Origin of the sequence: Nocardia wallacei, from assembly GCF_014466955.1 — a bacterium.
Taxonomy (GTDB): Bacteria; Actinomycetota; Actinomycetes; order Mycobacteriales; family Mycobacteriaceae; genus Nocardia; species Nocardia wallacei.
In genome coordinates this window covers 3,355,806-3,380,381 of record NZ_AP023396.1, presented here as the reverse complement: position 1 = coordinate 3,380,381, position 24,576 = coordinate 3,355,806, and the positions used below count along the sequence as shown (strand labels likewise).

The window sequence follows — 24,576 nt, the reverse complement described above, 5'->3', positions numbered from 1 at the left end:
GGTTGGCGAGTCGAAGGCGGCGGCGAGGCGGACCTCGTGGGGGTGGCTTCGGCGGATGAGCCCGTGACCGGCTCCCGAGTCCGGCAGCCGGTCCGGGCGGAGCGGGATGCGCGAGAACCGGCGCGGGTGTGGTCACACCGTAGCGGACTCGGCCGGACGCGACGGGTCGGTGGGCGTGACGCCGTCATCGGCTCCGCGCGTGGTGGATTCGAACAGCAGGGCCGCGACTATGCCGGCCGCCAGGAATCCGACGGGCAGGTACATGGTCTGGCTGAGTGCCGAACCGAGTGGCTCCTTGGCGGCTTCCGGGAGAGCGGCGGTCCCGGAGGCCGCGATCTTGCCTTCCGCCAGGCCGTGCGCCGACATGCGGGCGGTCATGGCCGCGGCGATAGCGGCACTGCCGATCACCGAGCCGACCTGGCGTAACGCGTTGTACACGCCGGACCCGGCGCCGGCCTGCTGCTCGGGGAGGTTGCGGGTCGCGGTGGCCGCCAGCGGAGCCCACGTGCACGCGTTCGCGAAACCGGTCACGGCACCGACGAGAACGAACCACACCGTCGGCGCGTCCGCGGACATGAGGGCCGACATGGCAATGATCGTGACCGCGTAGAGCGTGAAGCCCAGCAGCGGGAACAGCCGGGGGTGCGCCCGTTCGCCGATCTTGCCGACGACCGGCGCGAACACCAGCATCATGGCGGCCATCGGCGCGAAGACCAGCGCCGACCGGGTCGGCGACATCCCGCGCACCACCTCGAGGAAGAAGTACAGCGGGACCATGGCGGCCGTCGCCGTGGCGCCGGTCGAGACGATGGCGATGTTGCCGAGCGCGAAGTTGCGGTCGCGGAACAACCGCAGCGGCAGCAATGGCTCACCGCCGCCACGTGCCTGCGTGAACACGAAGACCGCCAGCACCACCACACCGCCCGCGATCATCGACCGGATCAGAGCGTCCCAGTTGCGGATGTCGCCCTCCTGCAAGCCGTACACCAGCAGGAACATGCCGACCGCGCTGAGTACTACGCCGAGGATGTCGAACCGGTGCGGGTTGGGCCGCAGCGTCGGCACCAGCCAGAGCCCGAGCGCCAGGCCGACCACGCCGACCGGGATGTTGATGAAGAAGATCCACCGCCAGCCCAGCGTGTCCGACAGCGTGCCGCCGAGAATCGGCCCGACCAGCAGCGCGAATCCGGCCGTCGCGCCCCACAGCGACATCGCCGCGGACCGTTTGGCGGCCGGGAAGGTCCGGGTGATCACGGCCATGGTCTGCGGCGTCATCAGCGACGCGCCCAGCCCCTGGACCACGCGCGCGGCGATCAGCATGCCGATCGACTGCGCCAGCCCGCACCACAGCGACGCCAGCGTGAACACGGCGAGACCGGCGAGATAGATGTACTTGGGGCCGAAGCGGTCACCGAGACGGCCGCAGATCAGCAGCGGCACGGCGAAGGCGAGCAGGTAGGCGCTGGTCACCCAGATCACCTGCGGCACACTGGCGTCCATCGCCCGGAGGATGACCGGGTTGATCACCATGACGACCATCATGTCGGCGGTCGTCAGAAAGAACCCGATGACCATCGCGATCAGTGCGGGCCATGGATTGCGTTGCGGGCTCACGTTTTTCGTCCTCCGGATCTAGGAACGGCGACCGGGTTCGCTCAGGAACCGGCGGCGAGGATCATGCAGCTGGAGGTGGCGTGCGCGAGCAGGCGACCCGCCTCGTCGGTGATCTGGGCCTGGGCCAGCGCCATGCGGCGGCCGCGGTTGACCACGGTGCCTTCGCAGCGCAGCAGGCCGGACGCCTCGGTCGCCGGGCGCAGGTACTTCACGGTGAGATCGACCGAGGTGTAGAACTCGCCGGGCTTGAGCGTGGTGTGCACCGCGCAGGCCGCCGCGGTGTCCAGCACTGTCGACAGCACGCCGCCGTGCACGGTGCCGAGCGGGTTGTAGTGGATCTTCTGCGCGCGGAGGGTGACCTCGACCCAGCCTTCGCGGGCCTGCATCCCCTGCATGTCGATCATGCTCATCGCGGGCGGCGGCGCGAGTCGGCCGTCGACGATCGCCTGGATCTGATCGAGGCCGCTGCCCTGGGCCAATTCGGCGAGCACAGTGAGATTCGCGGCCGGATCGGTCCAGCTGTAAGTCCTGGTCTGCACAGCGGATTCCACCTGAGTTTGAGTCATAGACGCAGCCTCGCAGTGCCCCGCTGAGTCTGTCAACAAGATTCAGCGAATTAGACTGGAAACCATGTCACAAGCCCGCCCCGCGGCCATGGATTGGTCGACCGACAACGACACCGTCGGCCGCGCGATGGAGATCCTCGGCGAACGCTGGACGGTGGTGGTGCTGCGCGAGATCTTCAACGGCATCCGCCGTTTCGATCAGATCCGGGAGCACGCGGGTGTCCCCCGCCAGGTGCTCACCAACCGCCTGGCGATGCTCTGCGAGGTGGGCCTGCTGACCCGCCGTCCCTACCAGCAGCCCGGGGAACGCACGCGTCACGAGTATCGGCTCACGGCAATGGGTTTCGACGTCTTCCCGATCGTGGTGGCGGTCCGCCAGTGGGGTGACCGCTATCTGGCGGACGCCGACGGGCCACCGGTCGTCTCGCAGCATCGCGACTGCGGCGCCGAGGTCGGCGTGCACCTCGCCTGTGCCGCGGGACATCACGTGGACTCGCCGCGGGACGTGGTCTTCCGGCCGGGCCCCGGTGCGCGCGCGGTCACACGCACCGGGGACGGCTGAACGAGGTTGTGCCCTATGTGGTTATCTGCTGGTCGATCAGCGCGAAGAGCTCCTCGGCGCTGGCCGACTCCACGGCGGCCCGATCGTTCCCGACCGCGGATTCCGGCTCGGCCAGCACCTCGGTGAGCAGCGCGCGGATACGCTCGGCCAGGCGCGCCTTCTCGCCGGGCGACGCGATGGCCGCGAAATGCGCTCGCAGCGAAGCGATCCGGTCGTCGGTCGCCGCGGTGGTGGTGGTGGACGCGGCGGCCAGGCGCGACCGCAGCAGCTGTGCCACGGCGGCGGCGGTCGGATGGTCGAACACCAGTGTCGAGGGCAGCTTCGTCCCGGCCGCCTCGGCGAGCCGGTTTCGCAGCTCGACGCCACCGAGGGAATCGAATCCCAGTTCGCTGAACGGGGTTTCGGGGTCGATGGCGGCGGGCGACGCGTGGCCCAGCACCGCCGCGGCGTGCTCGCGCACGAACTCGAGCACCAGCTCGTCGCGTCGGTCCTCCGGCGTGGCGGCGAGCCGTCCGGCCAGCACGGCCCGCGTCCCGTCGCGGCTCGCGGCTCGCCGCGCCGGTACCAGACCGCCGAGCACATCGGGCAGCAGTCCGGCACGGGCCTGTGCCGCCAGCGCCGGCTTGTCGAATTCGACGCAGCCGGCCACCGCCTCCCCCGCGGCCACCGCGGCATCGAACAGCGCGAGGCCGTCGTCGGTGCCGAGCGCGCGGATGCCCAGGCGGGCCAACCGGGCGGTAGCGGCCGGGTCCAGGCTGCCCGTCATGCCCGCCTCGGAGTTCCACGGCCCCCACGCCACCGCCAACCCCGGGAGGCCCGCGGCGCGGCGGGCACGGGCGAGACCGTCGAGGAAGGAGTTCCCCGCGGCGTAGTTGCCCTGTCCCGGCGCCCCGAGTGCCGCCGCGATCGACGAGAACACGACGAACGCCGCCAGGTCCCGGCCCCGGGTGAGTTCGTCCAGGTGCAGCGCACCGTCGACCTTGGGCACGAGCACCCGATCGATCTGTTCGGGGGTGAGCTTGTCGATCGTGGCGTCGTCGAGCACGCCGGCGGAGTGGATCACCGCCGACAGCGGGTGTTCGGAGCCGACCGAATCGAGCACCGCGGCCACGCTCTCCGGCTCTCCGACATCGCATGCAGCGACCCGGGTTTCGGCACCCAGCGCGGTCAGCTCGGCAACGAGTTCGGAGACACCGTCCGCGGCCGGTCCGCGCCGCGACACCAGCAGCAGATGTCCCACGCCGTGCGCGGTGACCAGATGCCGGGCCAGTAGCGCACCGAGGCCGCTGGTGCCGCCGGTGATCAGCACCGTGCCGTCGCCGAACGAGGCCGGCGGGGTGTCCGCGACGGCGGCACCCTCGGCCAGCCGCGGCACCAGCAGCCGCGACCCGCGCACCGCCACCTGGGATTCGTCGGACCCGAGCGCGCTGTGCACCGCTTCGGCCCGGAGCTCGCCGTCGTGGTCCAGCCACAGGATGCGGCCGGGGTTCTCGGACTGGGCGGTGCGTACCAGGCCGGCCACCGCGGCCGCGGCCGGATCGACCCGTTCCCCCGGCAGCCCGGCCGCGCCGCGGGTCGCCACGACGAGCCGGGTGTCGGTCAGCCGCTCGTGTGACAGCCAGGTCCGCAGCACCTCCCAGGCCCTCCGCACCGACCGCCGGATCGCCGCGGCGCGCTGATCGGACGGCGCCGCATCCTCGTATTCGAATCCGTCTCCGTCGCCGGGTGACCAGACGACGAATTCCGGAATCGTCTCAGCGGCAGCGAGTTCCGCTACCTCGGCATAGTGCGGCGCGAACCCGGCCACGGCCGCGCCGAGCGTCGCCGGCGGCGCGCCGGCGGTCGAAGCAACGGGCGCGGTGTCGACCCAGCGGAATTCCAGTGGCGCCGCACGACGCGAAACCCGTGCCGCGGCCAGCACCTCGGCGTCGACCGGGCGTGCGCTCACCGCGTCGACGGTCAGCACGGCCGCCCCGGTCTCGTCGACCACCTCGATCCCGACGTCGCCGCTGCCGCCGGTCACCACCCGTGCGCGCAAGGCGCCGACGCCGGTGCGCCACAACCGGATTCCGGAGAAGGAGAACGGCAGTGGCAGCGTGCCCGCGGGCAGCTCGTCGATGAGCCCGGCGACAGCCGCGTGCAGGCAGGCATCCAGCAGTGCGGGGTGCACACCGAACTCGGCGGCCGATTCGCGCACGGACTCGTCGGGTGAGATCTCGGCGAAGGTGTGCCCGTCGCGAGTCCACACCGCCGTCACCCCTTGGAAGGCGGGTCCGTACTCGAACCCGCGCTGCGCCAGCCGGTCGTAGAGGGATCCGTCGGCCGAAGGCTCCGCACCGATCGGCGGCCAGCTCTGTTCCGGCCAGGACGGGGTGCTGTGGTCGGCTGCCGACAGCACACCGCCGGCGTGCAACGTCCACGGCTCCGCGGCGGCGGAATCCTCCTCGGCGGCCGCGGGGCGGGCATGAATCGCGAACGCGCGCCGTCCTTCACCGTCGGGCTCCTCGACACTCACCTGCAAGTCGACCGCGGCGTCCCCCGTGAGCACCAGCGGGGCTTCCAGCAGCAGTTCCGCCACCACGCCGACGTCCAGTCGCGCACCCGCCGCCAAAGCCAGCTCCGCGAAGGCCGTCCCGGGCAGCAACACCGAACCGAATACCACGTGGTCGGCGATCCACGGCTGGGTACGCACCGAGCACCGGCCGGTGAACAGCCAGCGGTCGGTCCCGGCGAGCGGCACGGCGCTCGTCAGCAGCGGATGCCCGAGCGAGCCGGTCGTCGCGTCCGGTGTCCAGCGCGGCCAGTAGCGCCGGTGCTGGAAAGCGTAGGTGGGCAAGGCGACTCGCTCCGTGACCCGACCGGCGAGCAGGCGCCGCAGATCCACCCGCAGCCCCACGGCGTGGGCCTGAGCCAGGAGCGCGACGAACTGGGTCTGTTCGTCGGCCGCGCGCCGTGACACCGCACCGACCGTGGTCTTCGTATCCGGTCGGGCCGCCAGGCATTCGCGGGTCATCGCCGCGAGCACCGCGTCCGGTCCGACCTCCACGAAGCCGCGCACCCCGGAGTCGACGAGCGCGCCGACGCCGGGAGCGAATCGCACGCAGCCGCGTACCTGCGCCACCCAGTACTCGGGATCGCGGATCTCGGCCCCGGCGGGTGCGCCCGACAGATTGGACACGATCGGCAGCGTCGGCTCCCGGTAGGTCAATCCGGCAGCCACCGTTCGGAATTCGTCGAGCATGGGTTCCATCAGTACGGAGTGGAAGGCATGCGAGACCCGCAGCCGGGTGTTCCTGGTGCCCGCCTCGGTGAGACGCCGCTCGATCTCGGCGACGGCATCCTCGTGACCCGAGAACACCACCGACTCCGGACCGTTCACGGCCGCAAGCGACACCCGGTCACCGAAGCCGGTCAGCAGCCGTCCGGCCGCGGCCTCCGGGACGGCCGCCGCGAGCATCGCCCCGCCCGGGGGCAACGCGCCCATCAACCGGCCGCGCGCCACCACCAGCGCACACGCGTCGGCCAGCGACCAGACCCCCGCCACATACGCGGCGGCCAGCTCGCCGATCGAATGTCCGGCCACCACATCCGGTGCCATGCCGAACCATTCCAGCAGCCGGAACATCGCCACCTCGTACGCGAACAGCGCGGGCTGGGTCCATTCCGTCCGATCCAGCACCCGCTCCGGATCCTCGAACATCACCTCCCGCAACGACCGCCCCAGCAGCGGATCGATCAGAGCACACACCTCATCCAACGCCGCGGCGAACACCGGGAAGGCGCGATACAGGTCCGCACCCATCCCCACCCGCTGCGCCCCCTGACCGGTGCACAAGAACGCCGTCCTGCCCACGCCCGCAACACCTTCGACCACACTGCCCGACGACGAACCGGACGCCAGCGCCGCCAGTCCGGCGAGTGCCTGCTCGCGATCCGCACCGACCACCACAGCCCGCCGATCCAGCTTTGCCCGCGTATCCAGCAACGACCCCGCCACCGACCACAGATCCACCCCCGGACGCTCGACCAGCCACGCCCGCAACCGATCCGCCTGCGCCCGCAACGCCTCCTCCGACTTCGCCGACAAGACCAGCGGCACCACCGCGGCGCCGAGGTCCGGGTCGCCCGCTGCCGCCGGGCTGTCCGGCTGCGAAACCGGCACGTCGGGCGCTTCCTCGACGATGACGTGTGCGTTCGTACCGCTGATCCCGAACGAGGAGACACCCGCCCGTCGCACCCGCGCGCCCGCGACCCACGGCTCGGCCTCGGTCACCACGCGCACCGCTCCCGCGGACCAGTCCACGTGCGGCGACAGCGCGTCCACGTGCAGCGTCTTCGGCAACAGCTCGTGCCGCAGCGCCTGCACCATCTTGATCACGCCGCCCACTCCGGAAGCCGCTTGCGAATGGCCGATGTTCGACTTGAGGGAGCCGATGCGCAACGGGCCGTTCGTCCGGTCCTGTCCGTAAGCGGCGAGCAATGCCTGCGCCTCGATCGGATCACCCAGCGGCGTCCCCGTACCGTGCGCCTCCACCACATCCACATCCGACGGCGACAACCCCGCACTCGCCAACGCCGCCGCGATCACCCGCTCCTGCGACGGACCATTCGGCGCCGTCAAACCATTCGACGCACCATCCTGATTCACCGCCGAACCCCGCACCACGGCAAGAACGTTGTGCCCGTGACGCCGCGCATCCGACAACCGCTCCACCACCAACACCGCGGCGCCCTCCGCCCACGCGACACCGTCGGCGGCGGCGGAGAAGGACTTGCAGCGCCCGTCCGGCGCCAGACCGCGCTGGCGGGAGAATTCCACGAAGACCATCGGCGTCGACATCACCGTCGCACCGCCGACCAGCGCCAGCGAACTCTCCCCCTCCCGCAGCGCCCTGCACGCCACGTGCAACGCCACCAGCGAGGACGAACACGCCGTGTCCACCGTCATCGCCGGACCCTCCAGACCCAGCGCGTAGGACACCCGCCCGGACACCACGCTCCCCGCCGCACCGGTCGCGATATATCCCTCGATCTCGGAGCCCGCCCGGCGCGTCACGGCGTCGTAATCCTGGTACATGACGCCGGTGTAGACACCGGTATCGCTGCCCCGCAACGAATTCGGATCGATACCCGCGTCCTCCAGCGCCTCCCACGACACCTCCAGCAACAACCGTTGCTGCGGATCCATCGCCACCGCCTCACGCGGACCGATCCCGAAGAAACCGGCATCGAAATCGGCAGCGCGGGAAAGGAATCCGCCGTGGCCGACATATGAGGTGCCCGAGCGGTCGGGGTCCGGGTCGATCAACCGGTCGAGGTCCCAGCCGCGATCCGACGGGAACGTGCCGATGGCGTCCGTGCCCGACAGCACCAGATCCCACAGGTCGTCGGGTGACTCGACGTCACCGGGATACCGGCACGCCATGCCGACGATGGCGATGGGCTCGTCCGCCCGGGCGCGGCGGCGCGCGGGAGCCGCGCTCGTCTTCTCGCCGTCGAGTCGCGAGCGCAGGTACCGCGCCATGGCCGCCGCGGTCGGATGGTCGAAGGCAAGGGTCGAGGGCAGCCGCAGGCCCGTGGTGGTGGCGAGCCGGTTGCGGAACTCCACCGCGCCCAGGGAGTCGAAACCCAGGTCGCTGAACGGTTTCTCGGCCTCGATCAGATCGCCCGAGGCATGGCCCAGCACGGCGGCGACCTGCTCACGCACGAAGTCGAGCACGACGGCGTCGTGGCGTTCCGGCGCCGCCGACGCCAGCCGCAGGGCCAGGTCGCCGCCACCGCTGTCGGCGCGCCGCGGCGCGGGAGCCAGCGACCGCAGGATGGCCGGCAGCAGTCCGGCGCGCACGTTGACCGACAGGGCCGCCGTATCGATGTCGACCGCGGCGACGAACGGGTCGTCGACGCCGCCCGCCAGATCGAACAGGGCGAGGCCCTCGGCATGGGCCAGCGGCCGGAATCCCATGCGCGCCAACCTCCGCACACCGGCCGAGCCCAGTTCGGCCGCCATGCCGCTGTCCTGGCTCCACGGTCCCCACGCGACCGACACCGCGGGCAGCCCCGCGGTGCGGCGCCGCCGCGCCAGCGCGTCGAGCACCGAGTTCGCGGCCGCGTAGTTGCCCTGCCCCGGCGATCCCAGAATCGCCGCGACCGACGAGAACATGACGAACGCCGACAGGTCGAGATTCGACGTGAGTTCGTGCAGGTGCAACGCCGCGTCGACCTTCGGTGCGAGCACCCGGTCGACCTGTTCCGGCGTGAGTGTGTCGACGGTGCCGTCGGCCAGTACGCCCGCGGCGTGCACAACGGCCGTCACGGCCGGACGGTCGGCGATCTCGTCGAGCAGTGCCGCCACGGCGGCGCGGTCACTCACGTCGCACGCCGCCACGTGCGCTCGGGCACCGAGCCGCGCCAAGTCGGCGACGAGTTCGGCGGCGCCGTCGGCACGCATGCCGCGCCGGGACACCAGCACCAGATCGCGCACCCCCCGCTCGGCGGCCAGATGGCGAGCCACCAGCGCGCCCAGCCCGCTGGTGCCACCTGTGATCAGCACCGAGCCCGAGCCGAGGTCGATCGCCGAGCGCGGAGCGGGGCGGCGAATCAGCCGCGGCGCCAGCAGTTCTCCGGCGCGTACCGCCAGTTGCGCTTCTTCGGACCGCACGACCGCGGAGATCAGTTCGGGAGTCGGGTCGCCCTGGTCGATGTCCAGCACGACGATTCGGCCCGGATTCTCCGACTGGGCGCTGCGCAGCAGGCCCCAGGTGGCGGCGGCGGCCAGGTCCGGGTCCTCGCCCGGCAGACCGGCGCCGTTGCGCGTCACCACGACCAATCGGGAATCGTCCCCGGCCGCCAGGCGCAACCACGAGCGGACCCCCGCCAGCACCGTGTGCACGCGTCTGCGCACGGTGTCCGGCGACACCGCGGATCCGGCGGCACCGTGTTCCGGCTCATCGTCTCCGGCCGACCACACCGTCACGGCGACAGCCGCCCGCCGCATGCCGCCGTCGGTAGCCGCAGGGTCGCCCGCGGCGGTGCCCAGTGCGGACATGTCGGGGTAGCACTGTGCGAAACCCGTTGTGGCGGTGGCTCCTACGACGGCGATCCCCGGGAGGACGAGGCCGGGCTCCGGCCGCGAGTCGAGCGCGGCCCACCTCACCTCGTAAAGGTGCCGCCCACTCGCTCGTCCGCCGTTGAGGGCCTGACCGTTCACCGGGCGCGCCCGCAGGGCGTCGACGGTCGCGACGACAGCGTCCGCGTCGTCGGTGAGCTCCAGCCGTACCCCGAAACCGGCTGCGCCGTCCGCGGATTCGACATTCACACGCCGGATACGCACCCGCGCTGCGGCTGTCCCGCGGCGGTACAGCCGTACCCCGGTGAACGAGAACGGCAGAGGTACCTGGTCCGCGGGCAGGTCGGTGGACAATTCCTCCACGGCGGCATGCAAAGCCGCGTCCAGCAGGGCGGGGTGGATACCGAAGCGGGTGGCGTCCGCGCCGACCTCGGCGGGCAGCCGAACCTCGGCCAGCACCGCATCGTCGTCGTGGTCGCGCCACAGCCGGGTGACCCCCTGGAAAGCGGGTCCGTACCCGAGCCCGCGCGCGGCCAGGCGGTCGTACAGGACGTCGCCGGAGGTCACGTCTTCGATCGCGGTCGGTTCGTCGTCGCGGCTGGAGCCCGCCACGTCGACGGGCACGCCGGGAGCGAGAATGCCGCGCGCGTGTGTGATCGCCTCCGCGGTGGCTGCCGCATCCGCTCCCGGCGACGGCGCACCCGCGGCCCGGGAGGCGATGGTGAACCGCCTGCGCCCGTCGTGGTCGGGCGCCTCGACACTGATCTGCACATCGATCTCGATCCGGTCGTCGTCCACGCGCAGCGGCGCCTCGAGGACCAGTTCGTCGATGATCTCGGCACCCAGTCGCGCCCCCGCCGCCAGCGCCAGCTCCACGAATCCGGTGCCCGGCAGCAGCACCGCGCCGAACACCGTGTGATCGGCGATCCAGGGCTGCGTCGTCAGCGACAACCGGCCGGTGAACAACCATTCGTCGGCGCCGGCCAGGGAAACGGCCGCGCCCAGCATCGGGTGGTCGACGGCCGTGAGCCCGGCCCGGCCCACATCGCCCGCGCCGGCGCTCGCGGGCAGCCAGTACCGCCGGCGTTGAAATGCGTAGGTGGGCAACGTGATTCGTCGTGCGGGCCGGTTCTCGTAGAGCGGGCTCCAGTCCACCCGCAGACCCGCGACGTGTGCGGCCGCCAGGAAGGTGGTGAACTGTGCGGTCTCCTCCGCGTCCCGGCGGCCGGCGGCGGCCACCGTGGCTCGCGCTTCGAGGTCGGGTTCCTCGGCCAGGCACTGGCGGGTCATGGCGGCCAGGACGGCGTCCGGGCCGATCTCGAGGAACCGCCGTACCCCGGCGTCGGCCAGGGCTCGGACGCCCGGCGCGAATCGCACGGCCGCTCGCACCTGGCGCACCCAGTACGCCGGATCGGTCAGCTCGTGCTCGGCCATCTCCCCGGATACGTTGGACACGATCGGGATCGCCGGGCTCCGATAGGCCAGAGTCGCTGCCACCGCCTGGAATTCGTCGAGCATCGAATCCAGCAGCGCGGAGTGGAAGGCGTGGCTCACCCGCAGCCTGCTGGTCTTGCGTCCCTGCTCCGCGAACCGTCGCTCGATCTCACCGACCAGGTCGGCGTCGCCGGACAATACCACCGACGCGGGTCCGTTCACCGCTGCCAGCGACACCCGCCCCTGGTAGCCGGTCAGTACTCGCGCCGCCTCGTCCTCGGAGAGGGCCGCCGCCAGCATCGCCCCGCCCGGCGGCAGCGCGCCCATCAGCCGGCCGCGCGCCGCTACCAGCGCGCAGGCGTCGGGTAGCGACCACACCCCGGCGACATACGCGGCGGCCAGCTCGCCGATCGAATGACCCAGCAGCACATCCGGTGTGACGCCGAACGATTCGACCAACCGGAACAACGCCACCTCGAACGCGAACAGCGCAGGCTGGGTGAACTCCGTCCGGGTCAGGATCTCCTCCGGGCCTTCGAACATCAACTCCCGCAACGAGCGCCCCAGCAACGGATCGAACCGGGCGCAGATCTCGTCCAGCGCCGCCGCGAAAGCCGGAAACGCGCGGTACAGACCCGCGCCCATGCCGACCCGCTGCGCGCCTTGGCCGGTGAACAGGAACGCGGTACGGCCCGTGCCGACGACACCGTGGACCGTCCCGGCGCCGGGCACGCCGTCGGCGAGAGCCGCGAGACCGGCCAGCAACTCCTCCCGGTCCCGGCCCACGGCCGCGCCGCGCCAATCCAAGTGGGCACGCGAGGTGACCAGAGCCCGCGCCAGGTCTCGCATATCCGTTCCGGGATCACGAATCACCCACTGCCGCAGACGTTCCGCCTGCGCCCGCAGGCCGGCCTCGGATTTCGCCGAGACGAGCAGCGCGACGACCTCGGAGGTGACGCTCGGCGGCGCGTCCGGCTCGGGCGCGGGGTCGCCGACGACCGCCTCGGCGGGCGCTTCCTCGAGAATGAGGTGCGCGTTGGTGCCGCTGGCGCCGAAGGAGGAGATGCCGGCCCGCCGGACCCGTTCCCCCGCCGGCCACGGCCGGTTCTCCGTCAGCAGCCGCACGGTGCCCGCCGACCAGTCCACATGCGGTGTGGGCGCATTCACGTGCAACGTCTTCGGCAGCATCTCGTGGCGCATGGCCTGGACCATCTTGATGACACCACCGACGCCCGCCGCGGCCGAGGTGTGACCGATATTCGACTTGAGCGACCCCAGACGCAACGGCCCCGCATCACCGCGCGCGCCGTAGACGCCGATCAGCGCCCGCGCCTCGATCGGATCCCCGAGCATGGTGCCGGTGCCGTGCGCCTCGACCACATCGATGTCTTGGGGGTCCAGACCGGCATTGGCGAGCGCCTGGGTGATGACGCGTTCCTGCGCGGGCCCGTTCGGTGCGGTGAGACCCTTGCTCGCGCCGTCCTGATTGACCGCGCTGCCACGCACCACCGCCAGGACGTTGTGGCCGAGCCGCCGGGCGTCGGACAGCCGTTCCAGCACCACGACACCGAGCCCCTCGGAGAACCCGGTCCCGTCCGCCGCCGCCGCGAACGCCTTACACCGCGCATCCGCCGACAACGCCCGCTGCCGCGCGAACGCGATCAACAACGACGGATCCGACATCACCGTCACCCCACCCGCCAACGCCAACGACGCATCCCCCTGCCGCAACGCCTGACACGCCAGATGCATCGCCACCAACGACGACGAACACGCCGTATCCACCGACAGCGTCGGACCCTTGAAGCCGAAGGTGTAGGAGACGCGGCCGGACAGGACGCAGCTCGCCACGCCGAGGTAGGCATGACCTTCGGCCTCGGCGGTGAGCTCCGGTGAGCCGACGCGCGGACCGTAGTACTGGTGGAAGACACCGGAGTAGACGCCGGTGTCGCTGCCGCGCAGACTGTTCGGGTCGATGCCCGCGTCCTCGAGCGCCTCCCACGAAGCCTCCAGCATCAGGCGCTGCTGTGGGTCCAGCACCGCTGCCTCGCGGGGGCCGATGCCGAAGAACCCCGCGTCGAATTCGCCCGCGTCGTAGAGGAATCCGCCTTCGCGGGTGTATATCGTGCCGGGCACGTCCGGGTCGGGATCGTAGAGCCGCTCCAGATTCCACCCACGGTCGGTGGGCAGCGCGCCGACCGCGTCGGTCCCGGAGGCGACCAGATCCCACAGCTGCGCGGGCGTTGCGACACCGCCCGGAAACCGGCAGCTCATGCCGACGATCGCGATCGGCTCGCGCGCACGCTCTTCCAGCTCGTGGATGTGCTTGTTGGCGGTGCGCAGATCGCCTGTGACCTTGCGCAGGTATCGGGTGAGTTTTTCCTCGTTGTTCATAGTCCGCCGAACTCCTCGTCGATCAAATCAAAAAGCTCATCGCCGGAATGCGCGGCCAAGTCGTCGTATTCGCCGGGCCGCCACCGGTCACCGAGGTGGGAGCGCAGGCGGTCACCGATGCCGAGCAACGCGGTGACGGTCGCCTCGTCGTCTTCGGCGTCGGCGAGGACCCGGTCCACCAGCGCCGCCAGCTGGGCGAGCTCGTCCCGGGTGGGCCGGGGGGCGGCCGGTGGCGCGGCGGCCGACCGAACCAGCTGGTCGTGCAGGTATCCGGCCAGTTCGGCCAGGTTCGGGTAGTCGAACACCAGCGTCGAGGGCAACGGCAGGCCGGTCGCTTTCGCGAGCCGGTTCCGCAACTCCACGCCGCCCAGGGAATCGAAGCCGATCTCGTCGAATCCCTTGTCTGGGCGCAGCTCCGCGGTCGAGGTGTGGCCGAGTACCGCGGCGGCCTGCTCCAGAACCAGGTCGAGCACGGCTTGTTCCCGCTGGGCGGCAGGGACTCGATCCAGGGTGAAGCCGCGTGAATCCCCTTGCCGCCCGGACGCGGTCGCCCGCGGCCGGAGGAACCCGCGCAGCGGCGCCGGAACCGCCTCGGCGTCGGCTTCCCGTCGCAGCGCATTCGGGTCGAAGCGCAACGGGACGAGCACCGGGGCCGATGCGCCGCCCGCGACGGTGTCGAACAGGCGGAGGCCGTCGGCTTGCGGCAGGGGCCGCATGCCGGAGCGGGCCAGACGCGCGACGCCCGCGTCGTCCAAGATGGCCGCCATGCCGCCGGTTCCGGTCCCGGTGTGCTCCCACAGGCCCCAGTCGAGCGCGACGGCGGGCAGGCCTTCGGCCCGGCGCCGGACGGCCAGGGCGTCCAGGAAACTGTTGGCGGCCGCGTAGTTGGCCTGCCCCGCGGAGCCGAGAATTCCCGCGATCGAGGAGAACAGCACGAACGCGGACAGGTCCGCGTCACGCGTCACCTCGTGCAGATTCCACGCGGCGTCGACCTTCGGCGCCAGCACCCGGTCCACCTGATCGGCGGCGAGGGTGGGGATCGTCGCGTCCTCGAGCGTGCCGGCCGCGTGGATCACGGCCGTCACGGGGTGGTCGCCCGGGATCGAATCCACCAGGCTCCGCACCGCGGACCGGTCCGTGAGATCGCACGACGCGACGCGTGCGTGTGCGCCCAAGTCGGTCAGCTCGGAGATCAATGCCGCTGCGCCCGGGGCGTTCTCACCGCTGCGGGAGACCAGCAGCAGGTGCTCCACACCGTGCTCGACGACGAGATGCCGGGCCAGCAGCGCGCCGAGCGCGCCCGTGCCGCCAGTGATCAGCACGGTGCCCGAGCCGAACGACGGTCCGGCCGTGGCGGATTCGGGCAGTCGCTCCAGTCGCGGGGCCAGCATCGCCGCACCGCGCACGGCGATCTGGGGTTCACCGGTGGCGAGCACCGCGCGCACGGCATCCGCCGTCAGCGGCACGGTGTCCGGGGCGAGCTGCCAGTCGAGCAGCACCATCCGGCCGGGGAATTCCGACTGCGCGCTGCGGAGCAGGCCCCACACCGCGGCCGCGGCCGGATCCGTGGTCTCACCGGCCAGACCGGCGGCGTTGTGCGTGAGCACCACCAGCCGGGCGCGCTCGGAGACCGCGGCGCCCAGCCACGCCTGCACGATGCGCAGTGCCGAGCGCGTGTAGCCGTGCGCCGCGGCCGCGACATCGCCGTGGTCCGCGGCCTCGATACCGCCGTGGTCCGCGGCCGCCGCGACACCGCCGTGATCCGCCGCCGCGACACCGCCGTGGTCCGCGGCCGCGGGGGACCACACCACGATGTCGGGCTCCGCGCCGGACGCGATCAGGCTGCCGAGGTCCGGATAGCGTTGCGGCACATCGGTGACAGCGGCCGAGCCGAGCGCGGCCACGGTTTCGGCGGCGCCCGGCTCGGCGACCACCGGCGTCCAGCGCGGTTCGTAGGTTCCGATATCCCCGCCGAGCGAGTCACGCAGGCGAGCGACATCGTAGGAGCGCATGACGGCTTCGTCGATGGAGACGACCGGGTTGCCCTCGTGATCGGTGGCCGCGAGGGCGATCGCGTCCTCCCCCTTCGACACCGCGATCACCCGCAGCCGTCCCGGCCGCCTGACGCCGTGGAATCGGGCGCCACCCCAGCGGAACAGCAGCTTGCCGATATCGGGGTTGCCGCCGAGTTGCGGCCACATCAGGCAGGCGAGACCGGCGTGCCCGAGCGCGTCGAGCAGGCCCGGATGCAGGTCGAAGCCGCCCGGGTCGATGGCCGGATCCAGCGTGACCTCGGAGAATACGGTGTCGCCGCGCCGCCACGCGTGGTCGGTGCCGCGGAAGGAGGGGCCGTATTCGAGTCCCGCCGCGGCCTCGATGTGGGCGGGGATCCACGCGGCGTCGACCGGTTCGGCATCCAGCGGCGGCCACGGCTCGGCCCGGAGCCGATCCAGCAGCGGCTCACCGACCGGGCGCTCGGAGGCCAGCACGCCACTGGCATTGCGCACCCACGCCGCGTCGGCGAGGCGGTGGTGGCAGGTGAACTGGCGGCGACCGGTGCCGTCCGCCGGGTCGACGAGCACCTGCAGTTCGACGTCACCGTCCTCGGGCGGCAGCACCGGGCCCTCGAGCGTGAGTTCCTCGACGCCGGTGCAGCCGAACCGCGGCCCGGCCACCAGCAGCATCTCCAGCAGCGCGGTGCTCGGCACGACCGGCACGCCGTGGCTGGCGTGATCGGCCAGCCACGGGTGGTCCCGGTGCGACAGGCGACCGGTGAGTATCCACTCGTCCTTCCCGGCGACGTGCACGAAGCCGGTCAGCACGGGATGACCCGATCCCGTCCGCGCGGCCTCGGCGGCGGGCCGCAGCCAGTATCGCCGGTGCTGGAACGCGTAGGTGGGCAACGGGACTCGGCGCACCTCCCGGCCCGTGAACAGCGACCGCCACCGCACCTCGGCGCCGGACACGTGGGCCTCGGCCAGCGACCGCACGAACTGCGCCGCTTCATCGCTGCCGCGGCGGGCGGTCGCGGTCACCGTCGAACGGGACTCGAGATCGGGGTCGCGGGCGAGGCAGCGGCGGGTCATCGCCGCCAGGACCGCGTCGGGGCCCACCTCGACGAAACGCCGGGCACCGCCCGCGACCAGCGCATCCACCCCCGGCGCGAAGCGAACGCAGCCGCGCAGCTGTGCCACCCAGTAATCCGGATCGGTCAACTCGGCACCGGCCAACGCACCGCTGACATTGGACACCACCGGAACACTCGGCATGCTGTAGGTCAAACCCCTTGCCACCGCACCGAACTCGGCCAGGATCGGCTCCATCAGCGCGGAGTGGAAGGCGTGGCCGACTCGCAGCCGGTTGGTCTTGTAGCCCGCCGCGGCGGCCCGCACCTCCACCTCGCCGATCGCCACGGCGTCGCCGGACACCACCACCGACGACGGACCGTTCACCGCGGCCAGCGACAACCTGTCGGCGTATCCGGCCACGATCTCTTCCACGTCGGCCACGCCGATCGCGACCGCCAGCATCGCCCCACCCTGCGGCAGGCTTCCCATCAACCGGCCGCGCGCCACCACCAGCGCACACGCATCCGGCAGCGACCACACACCGGCCGCATAGGCCGCGGTGAGTTCACCGATCGAATGTCCGATCAGCAGATCCGGTGTGACATCGAAGGACTCGAGCAACCGCAACAGCGCGACCTCGAACGCGAACAACGCGGGCTGGGTGAACTCCGTCCGATCCAGCAGTTCCTCCGGACCGTCGAACATCAGCTCTCGCAGCGAGCGACCCAGCAGCGGATCGATCACCGCGCACACCTCATCCAGCGCCGTGGCGAACACCGGGAATGCCGCGTACAGTCCGGCGCCCATCCCCACCCGCTGCGCGCCCTGCCCGGTGAACAACACGGCCGTCTTGCCCGGACCGGCGACGCCCGCGAGCACGCCCGGCGCATCCATTCCCGCGGCCAGCGCCGCCAGGCCGGACATCAGCTGGTCGCGGTCCGCTCCGACCACCGCTGCCCGGTATTCCAGGTGGGACCGCGACTGCGCCGAGGAGTGGGCCAGGTCGGCGATATCGCTGCCCGGCCGGCTCTCCAGCCAGTTCCGCAGCCGTTGCGCCTGCGCCCGCAGCCCGGGTTCGGAGACCGCCGACACCAGCAGCGGCCACGGCCGCTCCGCCGATGCCGGTCGCAGCTCCGCAAGTTGTTGTGCGGGGGCCTCTTCCAGGATGGCGTGGGCATTGGTGCCGCTGACGCCGAAGGAGGAGACCCCGGCCCGGCGGATGCGCCCGCCGGACGGCCAGGGCTGGGCTTCGGTCAGCAGCTCGACCTCGCCCGCCGACCATTCCACGTGCGGGCTCGGCTGCTCCGCGTGCAGTGTTTTCGGCAGGATCTCGTGGCGCAGCGCCTGCACCATCTTGATCACGCCGCCGACGCCGGCCGCCGCCACGGTATGGCCGATATTCGACTTGATCGACCCGATGCGCAGCGGTGACCCCGCCCGATCCTGTCCGTAGGCGGCGATCAGCGCCTGCGCCTCGATCGGATCACCCAGCGGCGTCCCGGTCCCGTGCGCCTCCACCGCGTCCACATCCGACGGCGACAACCCCGCACTCGCCAGCGCCGCCGCGATCACCCGCTCCTGCGACGGACCGTTCGGCGCCGTCAAGCCATTCGACGCACCGTCCTGATTGACCGCCGAACCCCGCACCAGCGCAAGGACCTCATGCCCATGACGCCGCGCGTCCGACAACCGCTCCAGCACCAGCACACCGACACCCTCGGCGAAGGCGACCCCGTCGGCCGCGGCGGAGAATGCCTTGCAGCGTCCATCGGGCGAAAGGCCGCGCTGGCGGGCGAAATCCACGTAGAGGTACGGACTGGCGGCGACCGTCACACCACTGGCCAGCGCCAGCGAGCTCTCGCCCTGGCGCAGCGCCTGGCAGGCCAGGTGCAGTGACACCAGCGACGACGAGCACGCGGTGTCCACCGTAACCGCCGGCCCTTCCAGACCGAAGACGTAGGCCACGCGCCCGGAGATCACGCTGCTGGTGGTGCCGGTGAGCCGATAGCCCTCCAGGTCCCCGACGACCCGATCGATGTAACCCGAGTACCCCGCCCCCGCGAAGACCCCGGTGTCGCTGCCGCGCAAGGACTTCGGATCGATCCCCGCGTCCTCCAGCGCTTCCCACGACACCTCCAGCAGCAACCGCTGCTGGGGGTCCATCGCCGACGCCTCCCGCGGGCCGATCCCGAAGAAGCCCGCGTCGAAATCCGCGGCGTCATACAGGAATCCGCCACGGCGCGTATAGACGGTGCCGGGCTTGTCGGGATCCGCGTCGAACAACCGCTCCAAATCCCAGCCGCGATCCGACGGGAACTCACCGGTCGCATCGGTTCCCGAGGCGACGAGATCCCACAGCGCCTCCGGTGAGTCGGCGCCACCGGGGAACCGGCAGGCCATTCCCACTATCGCGATCGGCTCCTCGGTCGCCGCCCGGCGCACCGGCTTTCCGGCCGGCCGACCCGCCGCCTTCGGCTCCACTCGCGACAACACCAGCGTCGCGACCGCCGCGGGTGTCGGATGGTCGAACACCAGCGTCGACGGCAACGACACACCCGCGGCCTTGGCCATCCGGTTGCGGAACTCGACCGCACCCAGCGAATCGACGCCGATCTCGTCGAAGCGCTGGTCGGGCCGGATGTCGTCGCCGGAGTCGAATCCGAGTACCGAGGCGACCTGGTCGCGGACGAGTTCCAGCACGATCGCGCCGCGCCGCGCCGCAGGCACGTCGGCCAGCCGGGCGCCCAGCGAACCGGCGGCCCGGTTCGGTTCGGGCGGCACCGCGCGCGCCGCCCGTCGCACGAAGCCACGCAGCACCGCGGGTACCGCGTCGGCGTCGGACTCGCGGCGCACCGCGCTCGGGTCGAACCGGATCGGCGCCACGTGCGCCTCGGTACCGGCGACGGCGGCGTCGAACAGGCGCAGCCCGGCGTCCTCGGCGAGTCGGCTCAGACCCATCCGGCTCCAGCGTGCCAGGGCGGCACGGTCCATATCGTCGGCCATGCCGCCACCGGAATGCCACGGTCCCCACGCCAGCGACACCGCGGGCGACCCCGCCGCCCGCCGCCGCTGTGCCAGCGCGTCCAGGAAGGCGTTCGCCGCGGCGTAGTTGCCCTGTCCGGACGAGCCCAGCAGCGTCGCGACCGACGAGAAGGTCACGAACGCCGAGACGTCGCGGTCCCGGGTGAGCTCGTGCAGGTGCCATGCCCCGTCGACCTTCGGCGCCATGACCAGGTCGAGTCGCTCGCCGGTCATCGAGTCCACGGTGCCGTCCTGGAGTACGCCCGCGGCATGCAGGATCGACAGCGGTCGGCCGGATTCCGTGCCGTCCAACAGGTTCCGCACCGCATCGCGGTCGGTGACATCACAGGCCACCACCCGGACCGCCGCTCCGGCTCGTTCCAGGTCGGCCACCAGCGCCGCGGCGCCCGGTGCCGCCGGCCCACGACGGGAGGTCAGCACCAACCGGCGCGCGCCGTGCGCGGTGACCAGGTGGCGCGCGAACACCGCGCCCAATCCACCGGTGCCGCCGGTGATCAGCACGGTGCCGTCGCCGAACGACGGTGCGGCCCGGTCGGCCTTCGTCGCCGCGGGGGCGCGCACCAGCCGAGGCACCCGGATCTCCCCCGCACGCACGGCGACCCGTGGTTCGCCGGATCTCAGGATCGCGGCGATGCGGTCCGCGTCCACCGGTCGCGCCGGGTCCTCGTCGACGAGCACGATCCGCCCCGGATGCTCGGATTGCGCGCTGCCCGCCAAGCCCTGCACCGCCGCCTCGACCGGCCGCGGAACCTCGCCCGGCAGACCCGCACCGCCCGAGGTGACGACCACCAATCGAGTGCCGGACAGGCGCTCGTCGGCCAGCCACGCTCGCAGTCCCGCCAGCGCGCTCCGCACGCCCGCCCGCACCGCGTCGGGGAGGTCGGCCGATTCGCCGGACGCCGTGCTGTGCGCGACCGGCCGCCACACGACCACGTCCGGAACAGGTTGTGCCGCAACGCTGTCGGTGGCCGCGTCGTACTTCGCCTCGATCCCCGGCACCGCTGTGTCCGCGAGCACCGCCATCGTCGGCGTCGCCCGGCTCGACCCCGCCGCGACACCCACCGCGGGTTCCCAGCGCAGCCGATACAGATCCGCGTCGCCGCCGGGCCGTGTGCTGCGGAATTCCCGCACGTCATAAGGCCGCATCACCACCGCGTCGACCGACACGATCGGCACACCCTCCGGATCCACGGCCGCCACCGAGATCGTCTCGGGACCGGTCGCGATCGCCATCACCCGCAACGACGTCACCTCGGCCGGCCACCGCCCGCCCGCCACACCGTGTAACCGGGCACCGCCCCAGCGGAACAGCAGCCTGCCGGTATCGGGATCGGGGTCGCGCCGCAGCAACTGGGAGAACCCCGCGTGCATGACCATGTCGAGCAGAGCCGGATGCAGTTCGTGGCGACCGGGCTCCGCCGCGGCGGCGGTATCCAGCACCAGCTCCGAGAAGACCGTGTCCGCGCGCTGCCATACGGCGCGGACGCCGATGAACGCGGGGCCGTACTCGAGCCCGTAGTCCTCGGCGATCTGCTCCGGAATCGACGCCGCGTCAACGGGTTCCGCGTCCATCGGCGGCCACTGCTCGTCACGCAGCCGCGGCAGCAGCGCCGGCTCGCCCACCCCTGCCGCCGCGAGCGCGCCGGTGGCGGTGTGCACCCAGTCGCCGTCGCGCGCGGTGCGGAAGTAGATGTCGAACGGCCGGTGACCGGTCTCCTGGGCCGCCTGCACCAGCACCTGCAGTTCGATCTCGTCGGCGCCGGTCGGCAGCATCGGCGCCTGCAGGGTCAGCTCCTCGATGGCCTCGCAACCGATCCGGCCACCTGCCACCAGGAGCAGCTCGACCAGCGTGGCGCTGGGCACGACCACGGTGCCGTAGGTCCTGTGATCGGCGATCCACGGGTGGCTGCGCAGCGAGAGCCGGCCGGTGAACAACCACTCGTCGGTGCCGGCCAGCCCCATCACGCCCGTGAGCACCGGATGGTCCGCCGGTGCGGCCGAGCCGGGGTCGCTGGGCTCCAACCAGTACCGCCGATGCTGGAAAGCGTAGGTGGGCAGCGAGACTCGGTGCACGTCGCGCACCGCGAAGAACGCGGGCCACGCCACCTCCGCGCCCGCGACGTGCAGCTGCGCCAGCGCGGTGACACACTGTGTCACTTCGATATTCGCCGCCGGGCCGGTGTTCTCCGGTCCCGCGGCCGGTCGCCGCCCGACGGCGACCACCACCGAGCGTGGCTCGAGCTCCGGATCCTCGGCGAGGCAGTCGCGAGCCAGTGCCGCCAGCACCGCGTCCGGACCTATCTCGACGAAACGCCGGGCGCCCGCCGCTGCCAGCGCGGCCACGCCCGCGGCGAATCGAACGCAACCGCGCACCTGCCGCACCCAGTACTCCGGGTCGCACACCGCGTCCCCGGCCGGAGCGCCGGATTCGTTCGACATCACCGGAATCTTCGGCGGTCGATAGGTCACACCGGTTGCCGCCGAACGGAATTCGTCGAGCATCGGGTCCATCAGCGCCGAATGGAACGCATGGCTGACCCGTAACCTGCTGGTCCGGTGCCCGGCGGCGACGGCACGCGAGCGCACCTGTTCGATCGCGTCGGCGTCACCCGAGAGCACCACCGCGGCCGGGCCGTTCACCGCGGCCGGCGACACTCGCCCGCCCAACCCGGCGATCAGTTCCGGCACTCGGGATTCCGCCGCGGCGATCGCCAGCATCGCCCCGCCGGCGGGCAGCGCACCCATCAGACGGCCCCGCGCCGCCACGAGCACACACGCGTCCGCCAGCGACCACACCCCGGCCACGTAGGCGGCGGTGAGCTCACCGATCGAATGGCCGATCAGCAGATCCGGTGTGACACCGAAGGATTCGACCAACCGGAACAACGCCACCTCGAAGGCGAACAGCGCGGGCTGGGTGAACTCGGTCCGATCGAGCACCCCGGCGGGATCGGTGAACATCACCTCCCGTAACGACACCCCGAGCACCGGATCGAACTCGGCGCACACCTCGTCCAGGGCCGCCGCGAACACCGGGAACACCCGATACAGCTCCGCACCCATCCCCACTCGCTGCGCACCCTGCCCGGTGAACAGAAACGCCGTCTTCCCCGGGACGACCGGCCCGGCGATCACCGCGGACCCCGTCTCGCCCACGGCGAGGTCGGCCAGACCGGCCAGCAGCTGTTCTCGATCACCGCCGACGACCGCGCCGCGCCGGTCCCACCGCGCCCGGTTGCCGATCAGCGCGGCGGCTACGCTCCAGACATCCGCGTCCGGCCGCTCGATCAGCCACTGCCGCAGCCGTTCCGCCTGGGCGCGCACGGCCTCGTCGGACTTCGCCGACACCATCAGCGCAACGCATTCCGGCGCTGCGGAGTTCACCGATACCGGCTGCGCCGAGGCGTTTCCGGGGGTGCCGGTCGCCGCCTCGGCGGGCGCCTCCTCGAGAATCACGTGCGCGTTGGTACCGCTGACTCCGAACGACGACACCCCGGCCCGGCGGATCCGCGCACCGGCACGCCAGGGCTCGGGCTCGGTCAGCAGCCGCACCGTGCCGGCCGACCAGTCCACGTGGGGTGTCGGCTCGTCCACATGCAATGTGCGCGGCAGCATCTCGTGGCGCATGGCCTGGACCATCTTGATGACACCACCGACGCCCGCCGCGGCCGAGGTGTGACCGATATTCGACTTGAGCGACCCCAGACGCAACGGCCCCGCATCACCGCGCGCGCCGTAGACGCCGATCAGCGCCCGCGCCTCGATCGGATCCCCGAGCATGGTGCCCGTCCCGTGCGCCTCCACCGCATCCACATCCGACGGCGACAACCCCGCACTCGCCAGCGCCGCCGCGATCACCCGCTCCTGCGACGGACCATTCGGCGCGGTCAAACCATTCGACGCGCCATCCTGATTCACCGCCGAACCCCGCACCACGGCAAGAACGTTGTGGCCCAGCCGCCGCGCATCCGACAGCCGCTCCAGCACCAGCACGCCGAGCCCCTCGGAGAACCCGGTCCCGTCCGCCGCCGCCGCGAACGCCTTACACCGCGCATCCGCCGACAACGCCCGCTGCCGCGCGAACGCGATCAACAACGACGGATCCGACATCACCGTCACCCCACCCGCCAACGCCAACGACGCATCCCCCTGCCGCAACGCCTGACACGCCAGATGCATCGCCACCAACGACGACGAACACGCCGTATCCACCGACAGCGCCGGGCCCTGCAAGCCCAGGGTGTACGCGATCCGGCCGGAGAGCACGCTGTTCGAAACACCCAGGTAGGCATGGCCTTCCGTCTCGGCGGTGATGGCGTGGGAGCCGACGCGCGGACCGTAGTGCTGATGGATGACCCCGGCGAAGACACCGGTATCGCTGCCGCGCAACGAGTGCGGATCGATTCCCGCGTCCTCCAGTGCCTCCCACGACGCCTCCAGCATCAGGCGCTGCTGCGGATCCATCGCGGCCGCCTCCCGTGGGCCGATCCCGAAGAACGGGGCATCGAAATCGCCGATACCGTCCAGGAATCCGCCCGCCCGCGTGTACACGGTGCCGGGCACATCCGGATCCGGGTCGAACAACCGTTCCAGATCCCAGCCGCGATCGGTCGGGTACTCGGCGACGGCGTCGACGCCCGCCGCGGTCAGCTGCCACAGCTCCTCGGGTGTTCGCACGCCGCCGGGGTATCGGCAGGCCATGCCGACGATCGCGATGGGCTCCTGCGACCGGTCGGTGAGCTCGCGCAGTTGTTGCTTGGTTTCGTACAGCTCCTTCGCGGTCTTCTTCAGATACCGGCGAAGCTCGTCGTTGTCGGCCATCGGGGGCTC

At 71.7% G+C, this 24,576-nt stretch carries 5 protein-coding genes; 1 reads left to right on the top strand and 4 read right to left on the bottom strand.

All coding sequences use genetic code 11. The features are described 5' to 3' along the window. Positions 1–132 precede the first annotated feature (132 nt). Together NWFMUON74_RS15260 and NWFMUON74_RS15255 are read right to left on the bottom strand one after the other, a co-directional pair. Positions 133–1,614 carry a DHA2 family efflux MFS transporter permease subunit gene (locus NWFMUON74_RS15260; RefSeq protein WP_187688443.1) on the bottom strand — a complete coding sequence of 494 codons (1,482 nt, stop codon included), beginning with the start codon at positions 1,612–1,614 and terminating at the stop codon, positions 133–135. A 41-nt stretch (positions 1,615–1,655) separates the two neighbouring features. Then, a complete protein-coding gene (locus tag NWFMUON74_RS15255) occupies positions 1,656–2,180 on the bottom strand; it encodes a PaaI family thioesterase (RefSeq protein WP_187688442.1) in 525 nt (174 codons plus the stop codon). Positions 2,181–2,244: 64 nt separating this feature from the next. On the opposite strand from NWFMUON74_RS15255, the gene NWFMUON74_RS15250 reads away from it, so the two are divergent. Further along, on the top strand, positions 2,245–2,742 hold the full coding sequence (locus tag NWFMUON74_RS15250) for a winged helix-turn-helix transcriptional regulator (RefSeq protein WP_232111036.1): 498 nt from the start codon (positions 2,245–2,247) through the stop codon (positions 2,740–2,742). A 13-nt stretch (positions 2,743–2,755) separates the two neighbouring features. Here the strand turns inward: NWFMUON74_RS15250 and NWFMUON74_RS15245 are convergent, their stop codons facing one another. Together NWFMUON74_RS15245 and NWFMUON74_RS15240 are read right to left on the bottom strand one after the other, a co-directional pair. Then, a complete protein-coding gene (locus NWFMUON74_RS15245; RefSeq protein WP_187688441.1) occupies positions 2,756–13,636 on the bottom strand; it encodes a type I polyketide synthase in 10,881 nt (3,626 codons plus the stop codon). Next, positions 13,633–24,567, bottom strand: a complete 10,935-nt coding sequence (locus NWFMUON74_RS15240) for a type I polyketide synthase (RefSeq protein ID WP_187688440.1) — start codon at positions 24,565–24,567, stop codon at positions 13,633–13,635. The genes NWFMUON74_RS15245 and NWFMUON74_RS15240 overlap by 4 nt, the downstream gene beginning before the upstream one ends. Positions 24,568–24,576: the final 9 nt, after the last annotated feature.

Coding starts and splice junctions, on each gene's coding strand:
- NWFMUON74_RS15255 (WP_187688442.1), bottom strand. CDS start 2,180: ATGACTCAAACTCAGGTGGAATCCGCTGTGCAGACCAGGACTTACAGC.
- NWFMUON74_RS15245 (WP_187688441.1), bottom strand. CDS start 13,636: ATGAACAACGAGGAAAAACTCACCCGATACCTGCGCAAGGTCACAGGC.
- NWFMUON74_RS15240 (WP_187688440.1), bottom strand. CDS start 24,567: ATGGCCGACAACGACGAGCTTCGCCGGTATCTGAAGAAGACCGCGAAG.
- NWFMUON74_RS15250 (WP_232111036.1), top strand. CDS start 2,245: ATGTCACAAGCCCGCCCCGCGGCCATGGATTGGTCGACCGACAACGAC.